The 17,464-nt window shown below is 45.9% G+C and carries 13 protein-coding genes; 10 read left to right on the top strand and 3 right to left on the bottom strand.

Features of this window, described 5'->3' with window-relative positions; all coding sequences use genetic code 11:
• Window positions 1-392: 392 nt before the first annotated feature.
• Window positions 393-1,493: a mechanosensitive ion channel family protein gene (locus NA59_RS05660; protein WP_044409323.1), complete on the top strand. Its 1,101-nt coding sequence runs from the start codon at window positions 393-395 to the stop codon at window positions 1,491-1,493.
• 317 nt (window positions 1,494-1,810) lie between these two features.
• Complete coding sequence (gene gltX, locus NA59_RS05655; protein WP_044409320.1) at window positions 1,811-3,220, top strand: glutamate--tRNA ligase; 1,410 nt, start codon at window positions 1,811-1,813, stop codon at window positions 3,218-3,220.
• A gap of 262 nt (window positions 3,221-3,482) precedes the next feature.
• On the opposite strand, the gene efp is transcribed toward gltX, so the two are convergent.
• Window positions 3,483-4,043 carry an elongation factor P gene (efp, locus tag NA59_RS05650; RefSeq protein ID WP_044409317.1) on the bottom strand — a complete coding sequence of 187 codons (561 nt, stop codon included), beginning with the start codon at window positions 4,041-4,043 and terminating at the stop codon, window positions 3,483-3,485.
• 34 nt (window positions 4,044-4,077) lie between these two features.
• Window positions 4,078-5,205, bottom strand: a complete 1,128-nt coding sequence (earP, locus tag NA59_RS05645) for an elongation factor P maturation arginine rhamnosyltransferase EarP (protein WP_044409316.1) — start codon at window positions 5,203-5,205, stop codon at window positions 4,078-4,080.
• Window positions 5,206-5,272: 67 nt separating this feature from the next.
• Between earP and rfbB the strand changes: the two genes are divergently transcribed.
• From rfbB to NA59_RS05615, 6 genes are all read left to right on the top strand, one after another.
• The gene (gene rfbB, locus NA59_RS05640) at window positions 5,273-6,379 is read left to right on the top strand and encodes a dTDP-glucose 4,6-dehydratase (RefSeq protein ID WP_044409314.1); all 1,107 of its coding nucleotides are present in this window, start codon (window positions 5,273-5,275) and stop codon (window positions 6,377-6,379) included.
• The gene (locus NA59_RS05635; RefSeq protein WP_044409312.1) at window positions 6,376-6,849 is read left to right on the top strand and encodes a YaiI/YqxD family protein; all 474 of its coding nucleotides are present in this window, start codon (window positions 6,376-6,378) and stop codon (window positions 6,847-6,849) included. The genes rfbB and NA59_RS05635 overlap by 4 nt, the downstream gene beginning before the upstream one ends.
• Window positions 6,850-7,055: 206 nt before the next feature.
• Entirely contained in the window at window positions 7,056-7,700 is a 645-nt protein-coding gene (locus NA59_RS05630; RefSeq protein WP_044409305.1) for a trimeric intracellular cation channel family protein, read from the top strand.
• 8 nt (window positions 7,701-7,708) lie between these two features.
• A complete protein-coding gene (locus NA59_RS05625; protein WP_044409303.1) occupies window positions 7,709-8,962 on the top strand; it encodes a lipoprotein-releasing ABC transporter permease subunit in 1,254 nt (417 codons plus the stop codon).
• Window positions 8,955-9,641, top strand: coding sequence for a lipoprotein-releasing ABC transporter ATP-binding protein LolD (lolD, locus tag NA59_RS05620; protein WP_044409301.1), 687 nt, complete (start codon window positions 8,955-8,957; stop codon window positions 9,639-9,641). Before NA59_RS05625 ends, lolD begins: the two co-directional genes overlap by 8 nt.
• 2 nt (window positions 9,642-9,643) lie before the next feature.
• Window positions 9,644-11,590 carry an ATP-binding cassette domain-containing protein gene (locus tag NA59_RS05615; RefSeq protein ID WP_044409288.1) on the top strand — a complete coding sequence of 649 codons (1,947 nt, stop codon included), beginning with the start codon at window positions 9,644-9,646 and terminating at the stop codon, window positions 11,588-11,590.
• Between the two features lie 387 nt (window positions 11,591-11,977).
• On the opposite strand, the gene NA59_RS05610 is transcribed toward NA59_RS05615, so the two are convergent.
• Window positions 11,978-12,571 (bottom strand): plasmid pRiA4b ORF-3 family protein, encoded by a 594-nt coding sequence (locus tag NA59_RS05610; RefSeq protein ID WP_044409286.1) that lies wholly within the window; start codon window positions 12,569-12,571, stop codon window positions 11,978-11,980.
• A gap of 313 nt (window positions 12,572-12,884) precedes the next feature.
• Between NA59_RS05610 and NA59_RS05605 the strand changes: the two genes are divergently transcribed.
• The gene (locus NA59_RS05605; RefSeq protein WP_044409284.1) at window positions 12,885-15,728 is read left to right on the top strand and encodes an SNF2-related protein; all 2,844 of its coding nucleotides are present in this window, start codon (window positions 12,885-12,887) and stop codon (window positions 15,726-15,728) included.
• Window positions 15,729-15,747: 19 nt separating this feature from the next.
• A complete protein-coding gene (locus NA59_RS05600) occupies window positions 15,748-17,463 on the top strand; it encodes a DUF262 domain-containing protein (protein WP_044409279.1) in 1,716 nt (571 codons plus the stop codon).
• The last annotated feature ends 1 nt before the right edge of the window (window position 17,464 follow it).

The following is a 17,464-nucleotide window of genomic DNA, read 5'->3' as shown; positions in this document are numbered from 1 at the left end:
AAATATTGATATTAACCCGGATGTTTAGCTTCGCTGTCTTTGATTCATAAATTCGGGTGATGATCGCGCAGGATATGGGTTTCCTCGTGCTTTTTTCGAAGGCGCGCTGTCGTTATTATATAGCCGACTGAGAAAAAGGTGCTGGGGAGTCAATAGACAAGCGAGGGCGCGTGAACTTTATTACATATCCGGGTTAAATCGAAGATAACGGTTTGAGTAAACCTGGCTTGGCTTCTTGCCCGGTTATCGTATCTATTATTATTTGTTTTAGAGACCGCATGCATTAAATTTTAATAGACGTTCGCGAGTATAATATTGAACCATTAGCTCGAATATGTTGTGCTCGGGTGTTTTAAAAAGCTGTTTAATTTGGAAAAAAGGGGGAGGGTAAGGTGGACTTGGTTTTAAATGATTTAGGTGTCATGCATCCTGTGTTGATTGCGCTAAGTTATCTTCTCGTCGCGGTAGTATTGGCTTGGCTAGTGAATACCGTGATTGTGTTAGGGCCTAAGCGTTGGGCGCAAAAGTTTGATCGCCCGGTGTTGTTTTTTATGCTGAGCAATATTCGTTTGCCGATTATGGTGTCGGTGGTGTTTATTGCGATCAGTGCGATTTTGACGATGCAGTTTGATCTGCCTGATGATTTTTTACTTTATGCAAACCGCACCCTAACCAGTATCAACATTATCATCTGGGGGCAGTTTGTTTATCGCGGTTCGCAATATGCGTTGAAATATCAGAGTGCGCGTCAAGAGGAAGGCTCTTTTATTAAGCCACAAACCTTGCCACTGTTAGATAATCTATCGGCGGTGTTGATTGTGTTGGTGGTGTTGTACTTGTTGTTCTTGACCTGGAATATCAATATGACCGCTTGGTTGGCCTCGGCGGGGGTGATTGGTATTGCGGTTGGTTTTGCGGCCAAGGATACGATTGCGAATATCTTGTCCGGTGTGTTTATTATGGCGGATTCGCCTTATAAAATTGGTGACTACATTATTATCGATGGCGCGGACCGCGGTAAAGTGACGAATATTGGGTTGCGTTCAACGCGCTTACTAACGCGTGATGATGTGGAAATTAATGTACCTAACTCGGTGATTGCGAATGGTAAGGTGGTCAACCAATCTTCCGGTCGCTTCAAAAGTATGCGAATGTATGCAAATGTCAGTGTGTCTTATGAGTCAGACATTGATTTGGTGCGCTCGATTCTGTTGGATATTGCCGCAAATGAGCCGATGGTGATTAGCGATCCAATACCGCAGGTCCGTTTTTTAGGCTTTGGTGCATCTGGGTTAGATTTCTCGTTGCGGGTTTGGATTGAGGATCCAGAAATTCGCACACGCGTATTGGATGCACTCAATGTGCAAATATTCAAACGTTTTGCCGCTGCAGGGATTGAAATACCGTATAGCAAGCATGATTTGTACATTAAATCCTTGCCAGAAAACCTATTCAATCCAACCAGGCCTGGTCATGAAAAGCAAGACGCTTAGAAGAGTGAAAGTGTAGGGTGGATAAGCAAAGCGCATCCACCATTACTCGGAAATAACCGCGTTCCCACGCCCCGCGTCACGGCCATTAAACAAAGAAAAAAACGGTCATGGCGAGGCGCGCAGCGACGCGGCCATCTATCAAGGGCGTGCGTGGTCTGCAAGAGATTGCCACGGCCTTCGGCCTCGCAATGACACGTGATTTTTTATATTATTTAAATGCGTTTGCCTTGACCTTTATACAATGGCAGTGGTTTATATAGCTTGGCATGCTGTATAATCGTCGTTTTGAAATCTTTAAATTTATTTAGGAGTCTTTTGTGATTCGTACTCGATTTGCCCCCAGCCCAACCGGTTATTTACATATTGGCGGTGTGCGCACTGCGTTGTTTTCTTGGCTTTATGCTCGCAAAATGGGCGGTGAGTTTATTTTACGCATCGAGGACACGGACTTAGAACGCTCAACCCAAGAATCGGTGAATGCGATTTTGGAAGGTATGACTTGGTTAGGTTTGGATTATGATAAAGGGCCGTTTTACCAAACGCATCATTTTGAGCGTTACAAGGCGGTGATTCAACAGCTCTTAGATCAGGGGGATGCCTATTATTGCTATGCAAGCCCAGAAGAATTGGACGCCATGCGTGAGCAGCAGCGCGCTAACAATGAGAAGCCACGTTATGATGGTCGTTACCGTGATTTTACTGGCACGCCACCCGCAGGCGTTAAGCCGGTGATTCGTTTTAAAAATCCGCTGGATGGTGAAGTGGTGATTGATGACATGGTGAAGGGCAAGGTCACGATTAAAAACACTGAGATTGATGATTTGGTGATTGCGCGTTCTGATGGTACGCCGACCTATAATTTATCGGTAGTGGTGGACGATTGGGATATGGGCATCAGTCATGTGATTCGTGGCGATGATCATTTAAATAATACCCCTCGCCAAATTAATATTTTAAAAGCCTTGGGTGCGCCGATTCCAAAGTATGCGCATATTCCAATGGTATTGGGTCCAGATGGAGCGCGACTCTCGAAGCGTCACGGTGCGGTGAGTGTGCTGCAATATAAGGAGGAGGGCTATTTGCCTGAGGCTTTGTTGAATTATTTGGTGCGCTTGGGTTGGTCGCATGGTGATCAGGAGATTTTCAGTATTGATGAAATGGTCAGTGCGTTTGATTTGGATTCGGTGAATGCCGCCCCTTCAACTTTTAACGATGAAAAATGCGTTTGGGTGAACCAGCAGCATATTCAAAACGCGCCGGCGGATCACATCGCGCGCCATTTGTCGCATTTTATGACGGAACGCGGTTGTGATCTAAGCCAAGGGCCCGCGCTGGAGAAGGTGACGGATTTATTGCGTGAACGTGCTAAAACGCTGATTGATATGGCGGATAGTGCGCTTTATTTTTATCAAGATTTTGAGCAGTTTGATGCCGATGCCGCGAAAAAACATTTACGTCCGGTAGCTGCCGAGCCCTTAAGTCTAGTGTTGCAGAAATTGGCGGCGCTAGATAGCTGGCAGACTGAATCAATCCATCAGGCGATTGAAGAGAGCGCGAGCGAGTTAGAAATCGGTATGGGCAAGGTAGGCATGCCTTTGCGGGTAGCGATTACTGGCGGCGGGCAGTCGCCATCGATTGATGCCACGGCGGCGTTAATTGGTAAGGAGCGTTGTTTAATCCGTTTGCAAATGGCATTGGATTTTATTGCGGCACGAGCGCAAGGCTAGGTTGGCATTGCAGGGTTATTTAACGCACCAATAACGCACCCAACAAAAAACCCGCTTGAAGCGGGTTTTTTTATATCTGGTGGCTAGGAGCCTGTCGGACTAAACCGGTCGAAGCGAAAAAAAGTCTGGTTTGAGTCAGTTTTTGTTCAATTCCGAGGAGAATAGCTAGCTATTTGACGAGGAAGTGGGCAAAAAATGGCCAAATCCAGCTTTTTTGCAGCCGATTGGCTTTAGTCCGACAGGCTCCTAGTAGACAGATATATTAGGCGCGCTTGCGGAATTCGCTGGTGCGGCTGTCGATTTCGATTTTTTCACCGATTTCGATAAATGAAGCTACTTGTAATTCAAAGCCGGTGCTAAGGCGTGCAACTTTCATCACTTTGCCTGAGGTATCGCCACGTGCCGCAGGCTCGGTGTAGATGACTTCACGCACGATGATGGTGGGCATTTCAATTGAAATAGGCTTGCCTTCATAAAACGTCACTTCGCACTGATCTGTCATGCCATCTTCGATGAAATTGATTGCGTCACCTAGGTTGTCTTTTTCGATTTCGTACTGGTTGTATTCTTCATCCATAAACACATACAACGGATCAGCGAAGTAGCTGTAAGTACATGGCTTTTTCTCTAGGATTACAGGTTCAAATTTTTCGTCGGCTTTATAAACCTGCTCAGTACCGCTGCCGTTCAATAGGTTTTTCAGTTTCATTTTAACAACGGCCGAGTTACGGCCTGATTTGTTAAACTCGGTTCTTAAAAGAATCATTGGCTCGTTATTGATCATTAATACGTTACCAACGCGGAATTCTTGTGCTGTTTTCATCTGGGGGTTCCTAAAAAATAAAAAAATCGCGGCATTATACCTTGGATTGCACAAATTTGACTAGATTAGATGTTAAATCACCCAATTTTTCGAGTTGTTGAATCCAATATTCGCTGTGCGCATGATATTCATCGAAATGGCCGCGTAGGTTTAACCAGGCCTGGTTGTCAAAATTGGCGTGTTCAACCTGATTCCAAATGCGGTTAAATGCGATCAAACAGGCTTGTGCAGTGGGGTTTAGTGCTTGGCTGTAGACTTGATAAAATGCGTTCAGCTTATCCCAGTGCGCCAAATCATCGGTGGGGTAAATGTGCCAAATAAATGGCTTGCCGGCCCATTGCGCGCGTACCATCGATTCTTCGCCGCGCACAAAGTTGAGATCGCATGACCAAAGCAGTTTATCGTAGTCTGCTTGCGGCAGAAAAGGCAGTAGGTGGAGCGTCAGGTTACCTTGTTGAATCGGCTGGTGTTGTTGAAGCTTTATCCTAAGTGCCTGCTCAAGGGTTGAAACGATGCGACCTTGTGGTACAAATAACTCAATCGCAAGGTCGCTATTTTTCCAAGCCTCGATGAGGGGAAGAATAACCGAGTTTTCGTAACAAAACAGCGAGATTTTAAAACTGTTTAATTGTGTTTGAGCAAAGTTATTTAACCAGGCCTGGTGGGTATTGTGTGCTAAAAAAGCCTGTTTAGCTTCTAATAAATCCGCTTCACGCATGAGGCCACCTGTGTTAGCGAGAATACTAGGATAAAAGAAATACTTGTCTAAACCATTGGGCTGTTTTGAGGGCATGGCATGAAAACTCGCAACCCAAGGTTCGGCGCTAAAATAATCAAGATTAATCCAGACGGGTGGTTGTGAGGGCATTTTTTCAAGGTATTTAGGGGGGAGTTCACAGCCAAAAGCCTCGATCACCACATCAGCCATTTGTGTAGGAGTAAAGGTGTCGTTCCATAATATTATTTCTATATTATCAACTAATTGAATGTTTTTGGATAAGTCAATGGTGGGCTTAAGCGATTGAAGCGCATGCAGATTATCCACCCACAAACGGACTGTTTTATTCTGGTCGTCAGTCAGGGTATTCGCTAAACGCCAGCAGACACCTATGTCCCCAAAGTTGTCTATCACGCGACAAAAAATATCCCAACGCTGTGTCATGTCTAGCTCCTGTGCTAAAATTTGCGGATAATTTTAACCCTTGTTTGCTTAGTAACGTGAGAGTTCAATGTCTTTTAATGAAAATAAATTAAAAATTTTAGTCACCGGTGGTGCGGGTTTTATTGGTTCAGCGCTGGTGCGTCATATTATTCAACACACGCCGCATCAGGTGGTGAATGTCGATAAGTTGACCTATGCCGGTAACTTGCTATCGGTGGCGTCAGTCAGTGAGGATCCGCGTTATGCGTTTGAGCAGGTGGATATTTGCGATGCGGATGCCATTAAGCGGGTTTTTAGTGTGCATCAGCCGGATATTGTGATGCATTTAGCGGCGGAGTCGCATGTTGATCGTTCGATTAGTGGGCCGGCCGATTTTATCCAAACTAATATTGTCGGTACCTATACGCTGTTGGAGCAGGCGCGCGCCTATTGGTTGAAACTGCGCGATCAGAAAAAAGAGGGCTTTCGGTTTCACCATATTTCAACCGATGAGGTGTATGGCGATTTGCCGCATCCAGACGAAGAGGCGGGGGCAACGGATTCATTGTTCAGCGAAACCACGCCCTATGCACCGAGTTCGCCTTATTCTGCCAGCAAAGCGGCATCAGACCATTTGGTGCGTGCATGGTTGCGAACCTATGCGCTGCCAACACTGGTCACCAACTGCTCGAATAATTATGGCCCTTATCATTATCCTGAAAAACTGATTCCGCTGACGATACTGAATGCGCTACAAGGCAAAGATTTGCCGGTGTATGGTCGTGGCCAGCAGATTCGTGATTGGCTGTACGTTGAAGATCACGTGCGAGCGTTATTGTTAGTGGCGACGACAGGAAAAGTGGGCGAAACTTACAACATTGGCGGTCACAATGAAAAACGCAATCTTGAGGTGGTGAAAACCATTTGTCAAATTTTAGAGGAGCTTGCGCCTTCAGAAATGAATCCAAATATTGATAGTTACTCCTGCGAACCTGGTAATGCCAGCAGCTATGTCGAGTTGATTAGACATGTCGCTGATCGTGCAGGGCATGACCGTCGTTATGCGATTGATGCCAGTAAAATTGAACAAGAGCTGGGTTGGACACCAAAAGAAACCTTTGAAAGCGGTTTGCGCAAAACGGTGCAATGGGTGTTAGACAACCAGGCCTGGTGCCAAGCGGTATTGGCAAAATGAAGATTTGGGTGGATGCCGATGCCTGTCCGGTAGTGATTAAAGAAATTTTGTTTAAGGCGGCGATTCGTACACAAACGCCAACTATCTTAGTGGCGAATCATAGTCTGTCGATTCCCGCTAATCCGTTAATCCAATTTATGCAAGTACCGGGTGGTTTTGATGTGGCGGATAATAAAATCATGCAACAACTTGCGCCAGAGGATCTGGTGATTACCCAAGATATTCCGCTGGCGGCGGAGGTAGTCGCCGCAGGCGCGCTGGCGATTAATCCACGTGGCGAACTCTATACCACCAGCAATATCAAAGCGCGTTTGCAAATGCGCGACTTTATGGAAAGCTTACGTTCAAGCGGGGTGCAAACCGGTGGCCCTGCAACATTTAACCAAGCGGATCGCCAAGCGTTTGCCAATCAACTCGATCGCATTTTAACTCAACGAAAAAAGGGTCTATTGCCGCCAGCCGCAGGGTAAAAGAATCAGTCATTGCGAGGAGCGAAGCGACGCGGCAATCTCTTGAGGGGGTGCGCAGTCTGCGGGAGATTGCTTCACTTCGTTCGCAATGACGGAGTGGGCCTTGTTCGCTATGCGACCTTTTTTTTGAAGGTTACAAGCCTAATTCACCGTGGGTTTAAGATAGAATAGGCGCTTTTAATCTGGCTAGGGATAATGGGAGCGCAATGAGCTTTCTAACGGCGATTCATTTTTTAGATTTATTAGGCACCGTGGTGTTTGCGATTACCGGTTTGCTGGCGGCCAGTCGTAAGCAACTCGATTTGTTTGGCGCGGTGGTGTTGGCGATGGTAACCGCGGTGGGTGGCGGTACCCTGCGGGATTTGATTTTAGATGTGCCGGTGTTTTGGACCCAGCAAACCCTTTATGTGTATGTGATTGTGATTTCAACCTTGATTGTGTATGTGTACAATCGTTATTTTGATATTCCAATGAAATTGCTGTTGGTGCTGGATGCGCTGGGCTTGGCGGTGTTTACCGTGATTGGCGCACAAAAAGCGTTTGATTTAGGTTTTAGTGATCCGATTGTCATTATGTTTGGCATAATGACGGGTGTGGTAGGCGGTATTATTCGTGATGTGCTGGTGGGTGAGGTGCCGTTGATTTTCCGAAAAGAGATTTATGCTACCGCATCGTTTTTAGGGGCGAGTGTATTGGTGCTAGGTTTTCACTTTATAGAAAGCCGGGAGCTGGCTATTTTACTGGCGATGATTGTCGTGTTTGGTTTGCGCATGGTGGCGATACAGAAAAACTATGGCTTACCGATTTTTATTTCCAAGTCCGCACCCGCGGATGATTCCAACAAACCTTAGAGAATTGTATGTTTAAACTTCCTTTTGAATGGCTATTGGGTTTGCGCTATATTCGCGCCAAACGCCGTAATGGTTTTATCTCGTTTATCTCCATGTCTTCGATGATTGGTATTGCGCTTGGTGTGATGGCACTGATTACAGTAATGTCGATTATGAACGGTTTTCAGCATGAGTTGCGTGAGCGCATTTTGGGGATGACCGCCCATTTAACCCTGTCAGATAATCATCACAACCTGGCTAATTGGCCAGCGCTATATGAAATGAGCAAGCAGCATCCAAGGGTGTTGGGCGCTGCGCCGAATATTATGGAGCAGGGCATGCTGTCGCAGGGCGAGCGGGTTAAAGGCGTGATGATTCGTGGCGTGTTGCCTGAGTATGAATCCGAAGTCTCCAGTATTGAAGATAATATGATCACCGGTTCATTGTCGGACCTAACCGCTAAAGGTTATGGGGTGGTGTTAGGGATGGAGTTGGCACAGAGCTTGGGGGTGTCAGTCGGCGATTCGGTTACCTTAATTGCGCCGCAGGGTGCGGTGTCGCCCGTGGGTATGTTGCCGCGTATTAAACGCTTGACCGTCACGGGCTTGTTTCGCGCTGGGATGCATGAATATGATTCGGGTATGGCGATTATTCATCTTGAGGATGCGGCCACCATCTTCCGTTATCGTGATCAAACGGTCAGTGGGTTGCAATTAAAAATTGATGACTTGTTTAAGGTTTATGAAGTAAGGCGCGACTATATCGTTAGTTTTAACGATCAGTTTTTAATCCGTGATTGGACTCAGCAACACGCCAATTTTTTTAAAGCGATTCAAATGGAAAAACGCATGATGTTTATCGTGCTGGCGCTCATTATTATGGTGGCGGCGTTTAATATTGTTTCGACCATGGTGATGGTGGTAACGGATAAACAGAAGGATATTGCGGTGTTGCGCACGATTGGTGCATCGCCAATGAGTATTCAGGCCATATTTATTATTCAAGGTTTGATTATAGGCATTATTGGTGCTTATCTCGGCATGGTTGGCGGCGTGGTGTTGTCGCTGAATATTCATGTGATTATTCCGTTTATTGAACAGCTATTTGGCTTCCAGTTTTTCCCTGCTGATGTCTATTATATTAGCGAAGTGCCCTCCAAGTTAGATTGGAGCGACGTTTGGGCGGTGTCGGGATTGGCGTTTGTTTTAACCCTGTTGGCGACCCTCTACCCGGCTTGGCGCGCGTCACGAATTCAACCTGCGGAGGCGCTGCGTTATGAGTGAGTTTATTTTACAAGCGAATCATCTTGGCAAAACCTACAAAGACGGTGAGCTGGTCACTGAGGTTTTGGCGGATATCAATCTCTCTTTATCCGCTTGTGAGCGGATGGCGATTGTTGGCGCCTCGGGCTCTGGCAAAAGTACCTTGCTTCACCTATTGGCTGGCTTAGACAAACCGACAACCGGTGAAGTCAGGCTGGCGGGTAAAGACTTCTCGAACCTATCTGAAACCAAGCGCGGTTTGTTGCGCAATCAGCATCTTGGATTTGTTTACCAATTTCACTATCTGTTGGCCGAGCTAACGGCGCTGGAGAATGTGATGTTGCCTTTGCGGGTGGCCAGAAAAGACGCATTTGAGTCGGAACGTCAAGCCACCGATTTGTTAAAGCAGGTGGGCTTGGGGCATCGTTTGCACCACAAACCCTCGGAGTTGTCGGGTGGCGAACGTCAGCGCGTGGCGATAGCCCGCGCGCTTATAACCCGACCTGGTTGTATCCTAGCGGATGAACCGACCGGTAATTTGGATTCAAAATCGGCTGATCAGGTGTTTGAGTTAATGCTGTCACTGAATGAGCAGTTTGATACCGCCTTGTTGGTGGTGACCCATGATTTGACCCTTGCCGCCCAAATTGGACAAACCATCACGCTGGTGGACGGTCGTATTCAGAGCGAGCCGAGCTAAGTATGCTAGCGATTCAATCGATTTCCCTGCGCGCGGGCACCAAGTCGCTGTTAGAAAATGCCAGCCTTACGCTGCACCCTGGTCAAAAAGTCGGCATTATTGGGCGCAATGGCGTCGGAAAATCGACGTTATTTAAGGCGATTTTAGGCCAGCAAAGCGTGGATGCTGGGCAGATCTCGATGCCAGCTAATTGGCAGGTGGGGTATGTTCAGCAGGAAGACTTGGAAAGCGCATTGAGCGCGATGGACTATGTGCTGTCTGGCGATAGCTTGTATTATCAGTTGGTGAATCAACTTAAGCAGGCTGAGCAGGAGAATGATTCAAATGCCATGGTGAATTTGCATGATCAACTCGATCATATTCAAGCTTATCAAGTGCCGCTGAAGGCGGAGCAGTTGTTGTATGGTTTGGGGTTTGAGAAAGCCGATTTAGCACGAGAATATCGAGCGTTTTCCGGTGGGTGGCAGGTGCGTTTAAAATTGGCTAAAGCCTTAATGCAGCGTTCGGATTTGTTATTGCTGGATGAGCCCACCAACCATTTGGATATCGAAGCGGTGGCTTGGCTAGAGCAGTGGTTGGCGGCCTATAGTGGCGCGGTGTTATTGATTTCACATGATCGGCATTTTTTGGATCAGGTGGTGAGTGGTATTGCGCTGATGGAAGACCAACGGATTGCGCTTTATACCGGCAACTTTGAAAGCTATGAGCGCCAACGCAGTATGCAGTTGATGCAGCAGCAGTCGTTACTGGATAAACAAAAGCAGCGTATGCAGCACCTTAAAACCTTTATCACCCGCTTCAAAGCCAAGGCCAGCAAAGCCAAGCAAGCGCAAAGCCGCGTAAAGGCACTGGAGCGAATGGAAGAGATTGCGCCCTTGCAGGCGACTAACCCGTTTCGATTTGAGTTTTTTAATCCGGATCATTTGCCTGACCCGATGTTGCAGGTCGAAAAGCTAGGTTTTGGTTATCCCGATGAGAAGCCACTATTTGAATCGATTGATCTGGTGTTGCGTGCGGGTGATCGTATTGGCTTGGTTGGGGTGAATGGCAGTGGTAAATCGACCTTTTTAAAGCTGATTGTGCAAGAGTTTAAAGCCCAAACAGGCAAAATGCGTTATGCCAAGGGTTTAAAAGTCGGTTATTTTGCCCAGCACCAAGTCGAGGCGTTGGATTTAGATGCCACACCGGTGCAAACCCTGTTGCGTGAGTTTGAAACCCTCACCGATCAGCAAGCGCGTGATTTTCTCGGAGGTTTTGGCTTTAGCCATGACCAGGCCTTATCACCAATTCGCCATTTCTCTGGGGGTGAAAAAGCACGACTTTCTTTGGCGGTGATTGTTTACCAAAAACCGAACTTGATCATTCTTGACGAACCCACCAACCATCTAGATATGGATGCGCGTGATGCACTTGATGAAGCGCTGCAAGCGTTTGATGGCGCATTGATTGTTGTGTCGCATGATCGTCATATGCTGGCGGGTATTGTGGATCAATACTGGTGGGTACACGAAGGGCAGGTGAGTTTATTTCATGGTGATTTGGATGCCTATTTACAGCAAAGACTGTTATTGCTTAAGCAACAAAAACAAGCCAAAAATGAAGCTAAAAATGAGTCGACACCACAACCAGGCCTGGTTGAAGACGCGGGCTTAAATAAAAAACAACAACGCCAACAAAATGCCGAACAACGCAAGCGCCTTCAACAAGCCACTCAAAAGCCGCGCAAGCAATTAGAGCAGGTTAATAAACAGCTTGAAAAACACCAGCAGCGAATGGATGAACTCCATCAACAACTGGCCGACGATAGCATCTATCAAGCCGATAAAACCCAAGAACTCAATACATTATTAGCAGAACAAACTCAACTACAAAACGAGCTAGACGAGCTAGAAATGCAATGGCTAGAACTTGAGGAACAAATAGAAGCAATCAGCAAGGGATTTGAATAGAGGGCCCATTTCTAAAACTACTTGCTTTTGACTCCGTTCCCAAGCTATGCGTCATCGCGAAGCCAAAAAATCACGTGTCATTGCGAGGCCGAAGGCCGTGGCAATCTCTTGCAGGCTGTGCACGTCCTTGAGAGATTGCCACGTCGCTACGCGCCTCGCAATGACTGGGTTTTTTGTCAATACAGTGTAGGCCGGAATCTCAAGCCTGCAACGCACGGCCTTAAGAGATTCCGGCCTTGCCGTCATCCTGCGCGAAGTCGTAGGATCCAGCCGCTGGCGGCATTAGACCCTGCGACTTCGCGCAGGGTGGCGGGGTAATGTGGGAGGCAAGTCCAGCTTTTTTGCAGCTGATTGGCTTTAGTCCGACAGGCTCCTAGAATAGGGCTCTTAGAGTAGGAAATCCTGGCGGTAACCTTTTTGATCGTGTCCGGCGAGAAGTAATTCATTTATTAAGTTTAAGTCACAGTGGTCAGGGTCAAAATCACCCCCAATCCAATCAGCATAGTCTTCATACTCTGGATGGTTTTTATCTTTCATGATTTCCAAAAAATCGTAATAAGCCCAGAGACCACCGATATCTTCAGGTGGGCAGGCGCCTTTGGCTTTAATGCATATTGGCAAGGGTGTGGTTGTGCTAAAAGGCAAGATTTTTTCTAGCGTAATAATATGCTCCCAGCCATCACCAAAGTCATATTCATAAATCATTTTGCTTTTTTCATACTTTAGGACCTGGCCTAGGGTGGTGCTGCCTTCGTCGATGACATCGTCAAAACCCCAGTCAGGGTTGGGGGCGCCATAACTGCAGCCATTTACATTAAATTGATGCAAATGGCCACCGTACCAGCCCATGACAACCTGTAATGTGCGATGAAATTGATCAAGCTTTACCGTGCTGTTAACCAAAAAACGCCGCCAAATAGGGGGTTTAGCACCTTTTAAATTGATTTTTAGTTGGTATATCTTTTTGGTAGCGGCTGGCATGGGTATTATCCTTATCGTGTAGGTTGTGTTTCAATTTGGTCTGGTGTTGATTCTTGTTTACAGTATAATTCTACAACGCATCAGAGCCTGTTACAACGGTACGTATACGAATGGTTTGTGCGATACGGCTGACAAAAAAATTGCCATCACCTTAATGGTTGTAACCTGTAGCATAGGGCTGCAAATTTAAGGCTACCCTTATTTTATCCAGGAAACGCATTCACCCTGATTCAGATGTTTAACACGGGTGCAATCGAACCTGCTGGGAAACGGCTGGAATGCCACAATAACTAAACGAAATCGAGGACAATCGTTGATCACTGTTTATCACGCAAAATACTTTGCTTATGAACTCACACGTCGCAGAAGAGGTGGCGGCGAGGATCGGCTTGCGCAATCCCTATTCGATTCATCGGTGGATTTAAATCCGCATCAAATCGATGCCGCGTTATTTGCCATGCAAAATCCCTTAAATAAGGGGGTGATATTAGCGGATGAAGTCGGTCTGGGCAAGACCATTGAAGCGGCCTTGGTTGTCAGTCAATATTGGGCCGAACGTAAGCGCCGCATTGTTGTTGTTTGCCCCGCCGCTTTAAGAAAGCAGTGGGCCAACGAACTGGCTGAGAAGTTTCATTTACCAACACAAGTGATGGATGGGCGAACTTTCAAAAATCGGCAAAAGGAAGGGCATTACAATCCATTAGATGCGGATAAGATTAGCATCGTGTCCTATAATTTTGTAACGGGTGCAGAAAGGGTGTTTGGGCTTGTTCCTTGGGATCTAGTCATCATCGATGAAGCGCATAAATTACGTAACGCACACCGTGAATCACATCAAACGGGGCAAGCGATTAAACGTGCATTTGCCGGCAGTAAAAAACTACTGTTGACCGCCACACCTTTGCAGAACAACTTAATGGAGCTTTACGGTTTAAGCACCATTATTGATGAATACCTTTTTGGTGATGCCGTTAGCTTTAGAAGCCAATTCATGCGCGATGGCACAGATATTCCGGCTTTAAAACACCGGCTGAAAGCGTTCACAAAGCGTACCTTGCGCAAAGACGTTTTGGAGTATGTAAAGTACACACAGCGTTTGCCTATTACCATTCCATTTACGCCATCAACCGATGAAGTTCGACTTTATGATCTGGTTTCCGCCTTTTTACAACGTGACGAGTCCTATGCGTTACCCATTCGACAGAAGCACCTAGTATCACTGATTGTCAGAAAGCTACTTGCTTCATCAACGCAAGCTGTTATTAAAACCCTTGAAACCATGCTTGCCCGCCTTAAAGCGCTAGAACAAAAAGCAATATCGAATGAAGATTGGATCAGTCAGCTTATTAGTGAAGAGGATCTTGAAGACGAATGGCTTGAAGAGGATATCGAAGACAGCGGGGAAACTGAAAAACAAATTGATAAAACGCAGCTACGAGGCGAAATCGCCGAGTTAGAAAGCTATTTAGCGCTAGCGAACAAGATTAATCACGATGAAAAGAGTTTTGCACTGTTAAAAGCCTTGAACCAAGGTTTTGAGAAAATGACAGAGTTAGGCTCGCCTCATAAAGCCGTTATTTTCACTGAATCGCGCCGCACTCAAGAATACCTTGCTCAATTTTTAATCCAGCATGGGTTTAAAGATAAAGTGGTCACTTTCAGTGGAACGAATAATGACCAGTCTACGCAAGCGATATACCAGGCCTGGTTAAACCAGCATCAAGGGTCTGATCGCGTTACAGGTTCACCAGCCGTCGATAAACGCACGGCGTTAATTGATCACTTTCGTGACAAGGCCGAAATCCTAATCGCCACAGAAGCCGCAGCGGAAGGGGTTAACCTTCAGTTTTGTAACCTAGTTGTTAATTACGACTTACCTTGGAATCCGCAGCGTGTAGAACAGCGAATTGGTCGTTGCCATCGTTACGGACAAAAATTTGATGTGGTGGTTATCAACTTTCTCAATCAGCGTAACGAAGCCGACAGACGCGTGTTGGAACTGCTAAGTGACAAGTTTCATTTATTTAACGGTGTGTTTGGCGCGTCGGACGACATATTAGGGCGAATAGAATCGGGGGTTGACCTTGAAAAGCGGATTGCCGGTATTTATGCGCAAAGCCGTAACCCATCAGACATACTCAAAGCCTTTGATGACTTACAGAAAGAGCTGGAAGCGCAAATAAACCAGCGCATGCAAGAAACAGAACAAAAGCTGTTTGAGCATTTCGATCAAAATATTCATGAGCTATTAAAGGTTAGAAAGCAACGCGCCGAAGAGCAATTAGACATCATCAGCCGTCTTTTTTGGCAGCTTACCCAGTTTATTTTGCAAGATAAGGTCGTGTTTAAACCAAACCAACTGAGCTTTAAACTGACTCAGCCAATGCTACAAGCACCCGCTGGCGAATACCGATTAAAGCACAAAGGCATAGACCTACCCGAGCATATCCATCTATACCGCTTAGGCCATCCACTCGGCGAATACGTTTTGGATAAAGGTAGAAGGCTTGAGACTGCCCCAGCAAAATTAACTTTTGACTTATCCGGCTATCTCTATAAACTTTCAGCGCTTGAGTCCTTTAAAGGCCAGTCGGGGTGGCTATCATTAACCCAGTTAGCCTTAGATAGTTTCCAGCTAGAAGAACACTTGATATTTACGGCCCAGACAGATGATGGGCAAACCCTTGATCAAGAAGCGTGTGAGACCTTTTTTAAATTAGAGGCAACGTCTCACTCGCCGTCTACCGACTTTGAGCCAGAGCAAGGGTTTAGTGAGCTTATAACGCATCAGGTACAAGCTAAGTTGAATCAAGCGCTGGAAGAAAATAATCAATTCTTTAAACAAGCGCGCGACAAGCTGGAAGCCTGGGCAGAAGATCAGATGAAATCCGCCGAACAAACGCTCGAAGATACCAAGTTTAAATTGCGTGATGCGAAGCGCCAATCAAGGCAAGTGGAAACGATTGACCAGCAGAAACACTGGCAAGAACAAATTAAAAAACTTGAGAAACTGCAACGTCGTCAACGCCAAAGCATTTTTGATGTTGAAGACGAGATCGAAGCCAAGCGCGATGAACTCATCGACGCGCTCGAAAAACAAATGCACAAAACCAGCACTACGCACCACCTGTTTACGGTGCGTTGGACAATTACCTGAAATTTGAGAGTCAAAAAATATGTCGGCATCAAACTTTAAAACCGAAAACAATACCTATCGTAAACTGATTGGCAATGGATTGACTTACCGTATTCCACGATTCCAACGGGATTATTCTTGGACAGATACCGAGTGGGATGACCTTTGGGCGGATATTTTAGGCACACTAGAAGAGGGGGGCGAGCCGGCGCATTACATGGGTTATTTGGTTTTGCAATCCGAAGATGAAAAACAGTTTGATGTGATAGACGGACAACAGCGCCTCACCACGTTGAGTTTGATTGTGCTAGCGGTATTAAAAAATCTTCAAAGATTGATTGATGAGGGTGTTGACCCAGACGCCAATACTCAGCGTATGAATCAAATTCGCAGTACCTATATCGGTTATCTTGATCCGGTGACCTTAATTACTAAAAGTAAACTCACGCTTAATCGTAATAATGATGCTTATTACCAGAATCACTTGCTGGCTTTGGGGCATTTGCCCAGCCGGGGTTTTAGGGCATCCATTCACAGTTTACGTAAAGGGTTTGAATGGTTTGATAAACGGGTGGGTCAGTATGTTAAAAAACAAGGCGGCCATTTAGGGATTAATCTCGCGAAGTTTGTTGAGGCATTAAGTGACAAGTTATTTTTTACGGTTATAAATGTCACCGATGACTTAAACGCTTACAAAGTGTTTGAAACACTGAATGCACGCGGTGTTCGGCTTTCTTCAACCGATTTGCTGAAGAACTACCTGTTTTCTATTTTGCATAAACAACAGCAAGATGAAAATGAAATGAAGGTGCTGGAAGATCGTTGGGAATCGATTGTAACAAGGCTCGGTGCGGAGAGCTTTCCAGACTTTATGCGCGCCCATTGGAACAGCCGAAAAAACTTTGTGCGACAGTCAGAGCTGTTTAAACAGATTCGTTCTAAAATTACGGATAGAGGTCAGGTTTTTGAGCTATTGCGAGCGATGGAAGAGGATATGGATGCCTATTTGGCTTTAATTAGTCCTGATGGGAGCCAATGGTCAGCTAAACAAAAAGAGTATGCGCAAAATTTAAAAATGTTCAATGTTCGACAGCCTTATTCTCTATTGCTTGCCGCCAATCGCGCCATATCGCCTCAAGAATTTGAAAAAATCTTGCGTGGGTGTGTGGTGATTGCCTTTCGTTACAATGTTATCGGAAACCTACCCACTAACGAACAGGAAAGAACTTACTTCGACGCGGCGCAAAAAATTACCTGTGGCAGTTGTACAAATGCCGCACAGGTATTAGCGTCGTTACACGATATCTATCCCACTGATGCCGCTTTTAAGCAGGATTTCTCTGAAAAAGTGATTAGAACAACCCACTCCAGAAATAACCGTGTCATGCGCTATATTTTGTGCGAATTTGAAAAACAGCTGAATGGTCAAGATTACGACTTAGATAGTGATGCATTCAATATTGAACATATTTTGCCGCAAAACCCGCAAGAGGGCTGGGAGCAGTTCAGTGAGGAGGAAATCGACAGTTTTGCTTACCGTATTGGCAATATGGTGTTGCTCGCTAAAAGCGCAAACAGAGATGTCTCCAACAAAGCCTACTCCATCAAACAACCGGTTTTGGCAACCAGCCAATTTGAATTAACCAAACAATTAGCCGATGAGAACATGGACTGGACACCGGCAAGAATCAACGCAAGACAAAACAAACTGGCCAAGGTAGCACAAACCATCTGGCGCATTAACCAAATTAGTTAAA

Source organism: Thiomicrospira microaerophila (assembly GCF_000934765.1).
In the GTDB taxonomy this organism is placed as follows: domain Bacteria; phylum Pseudomonadota; class Gammaproteobacteria; order Thiomicrospirales; family Thiomicrospiraceae; genus Thiomicrospira; species Thiomicrospira microaerophila.
This window is presented reverse-complemented; position numbering and strand designations above follow the sequence as displayed.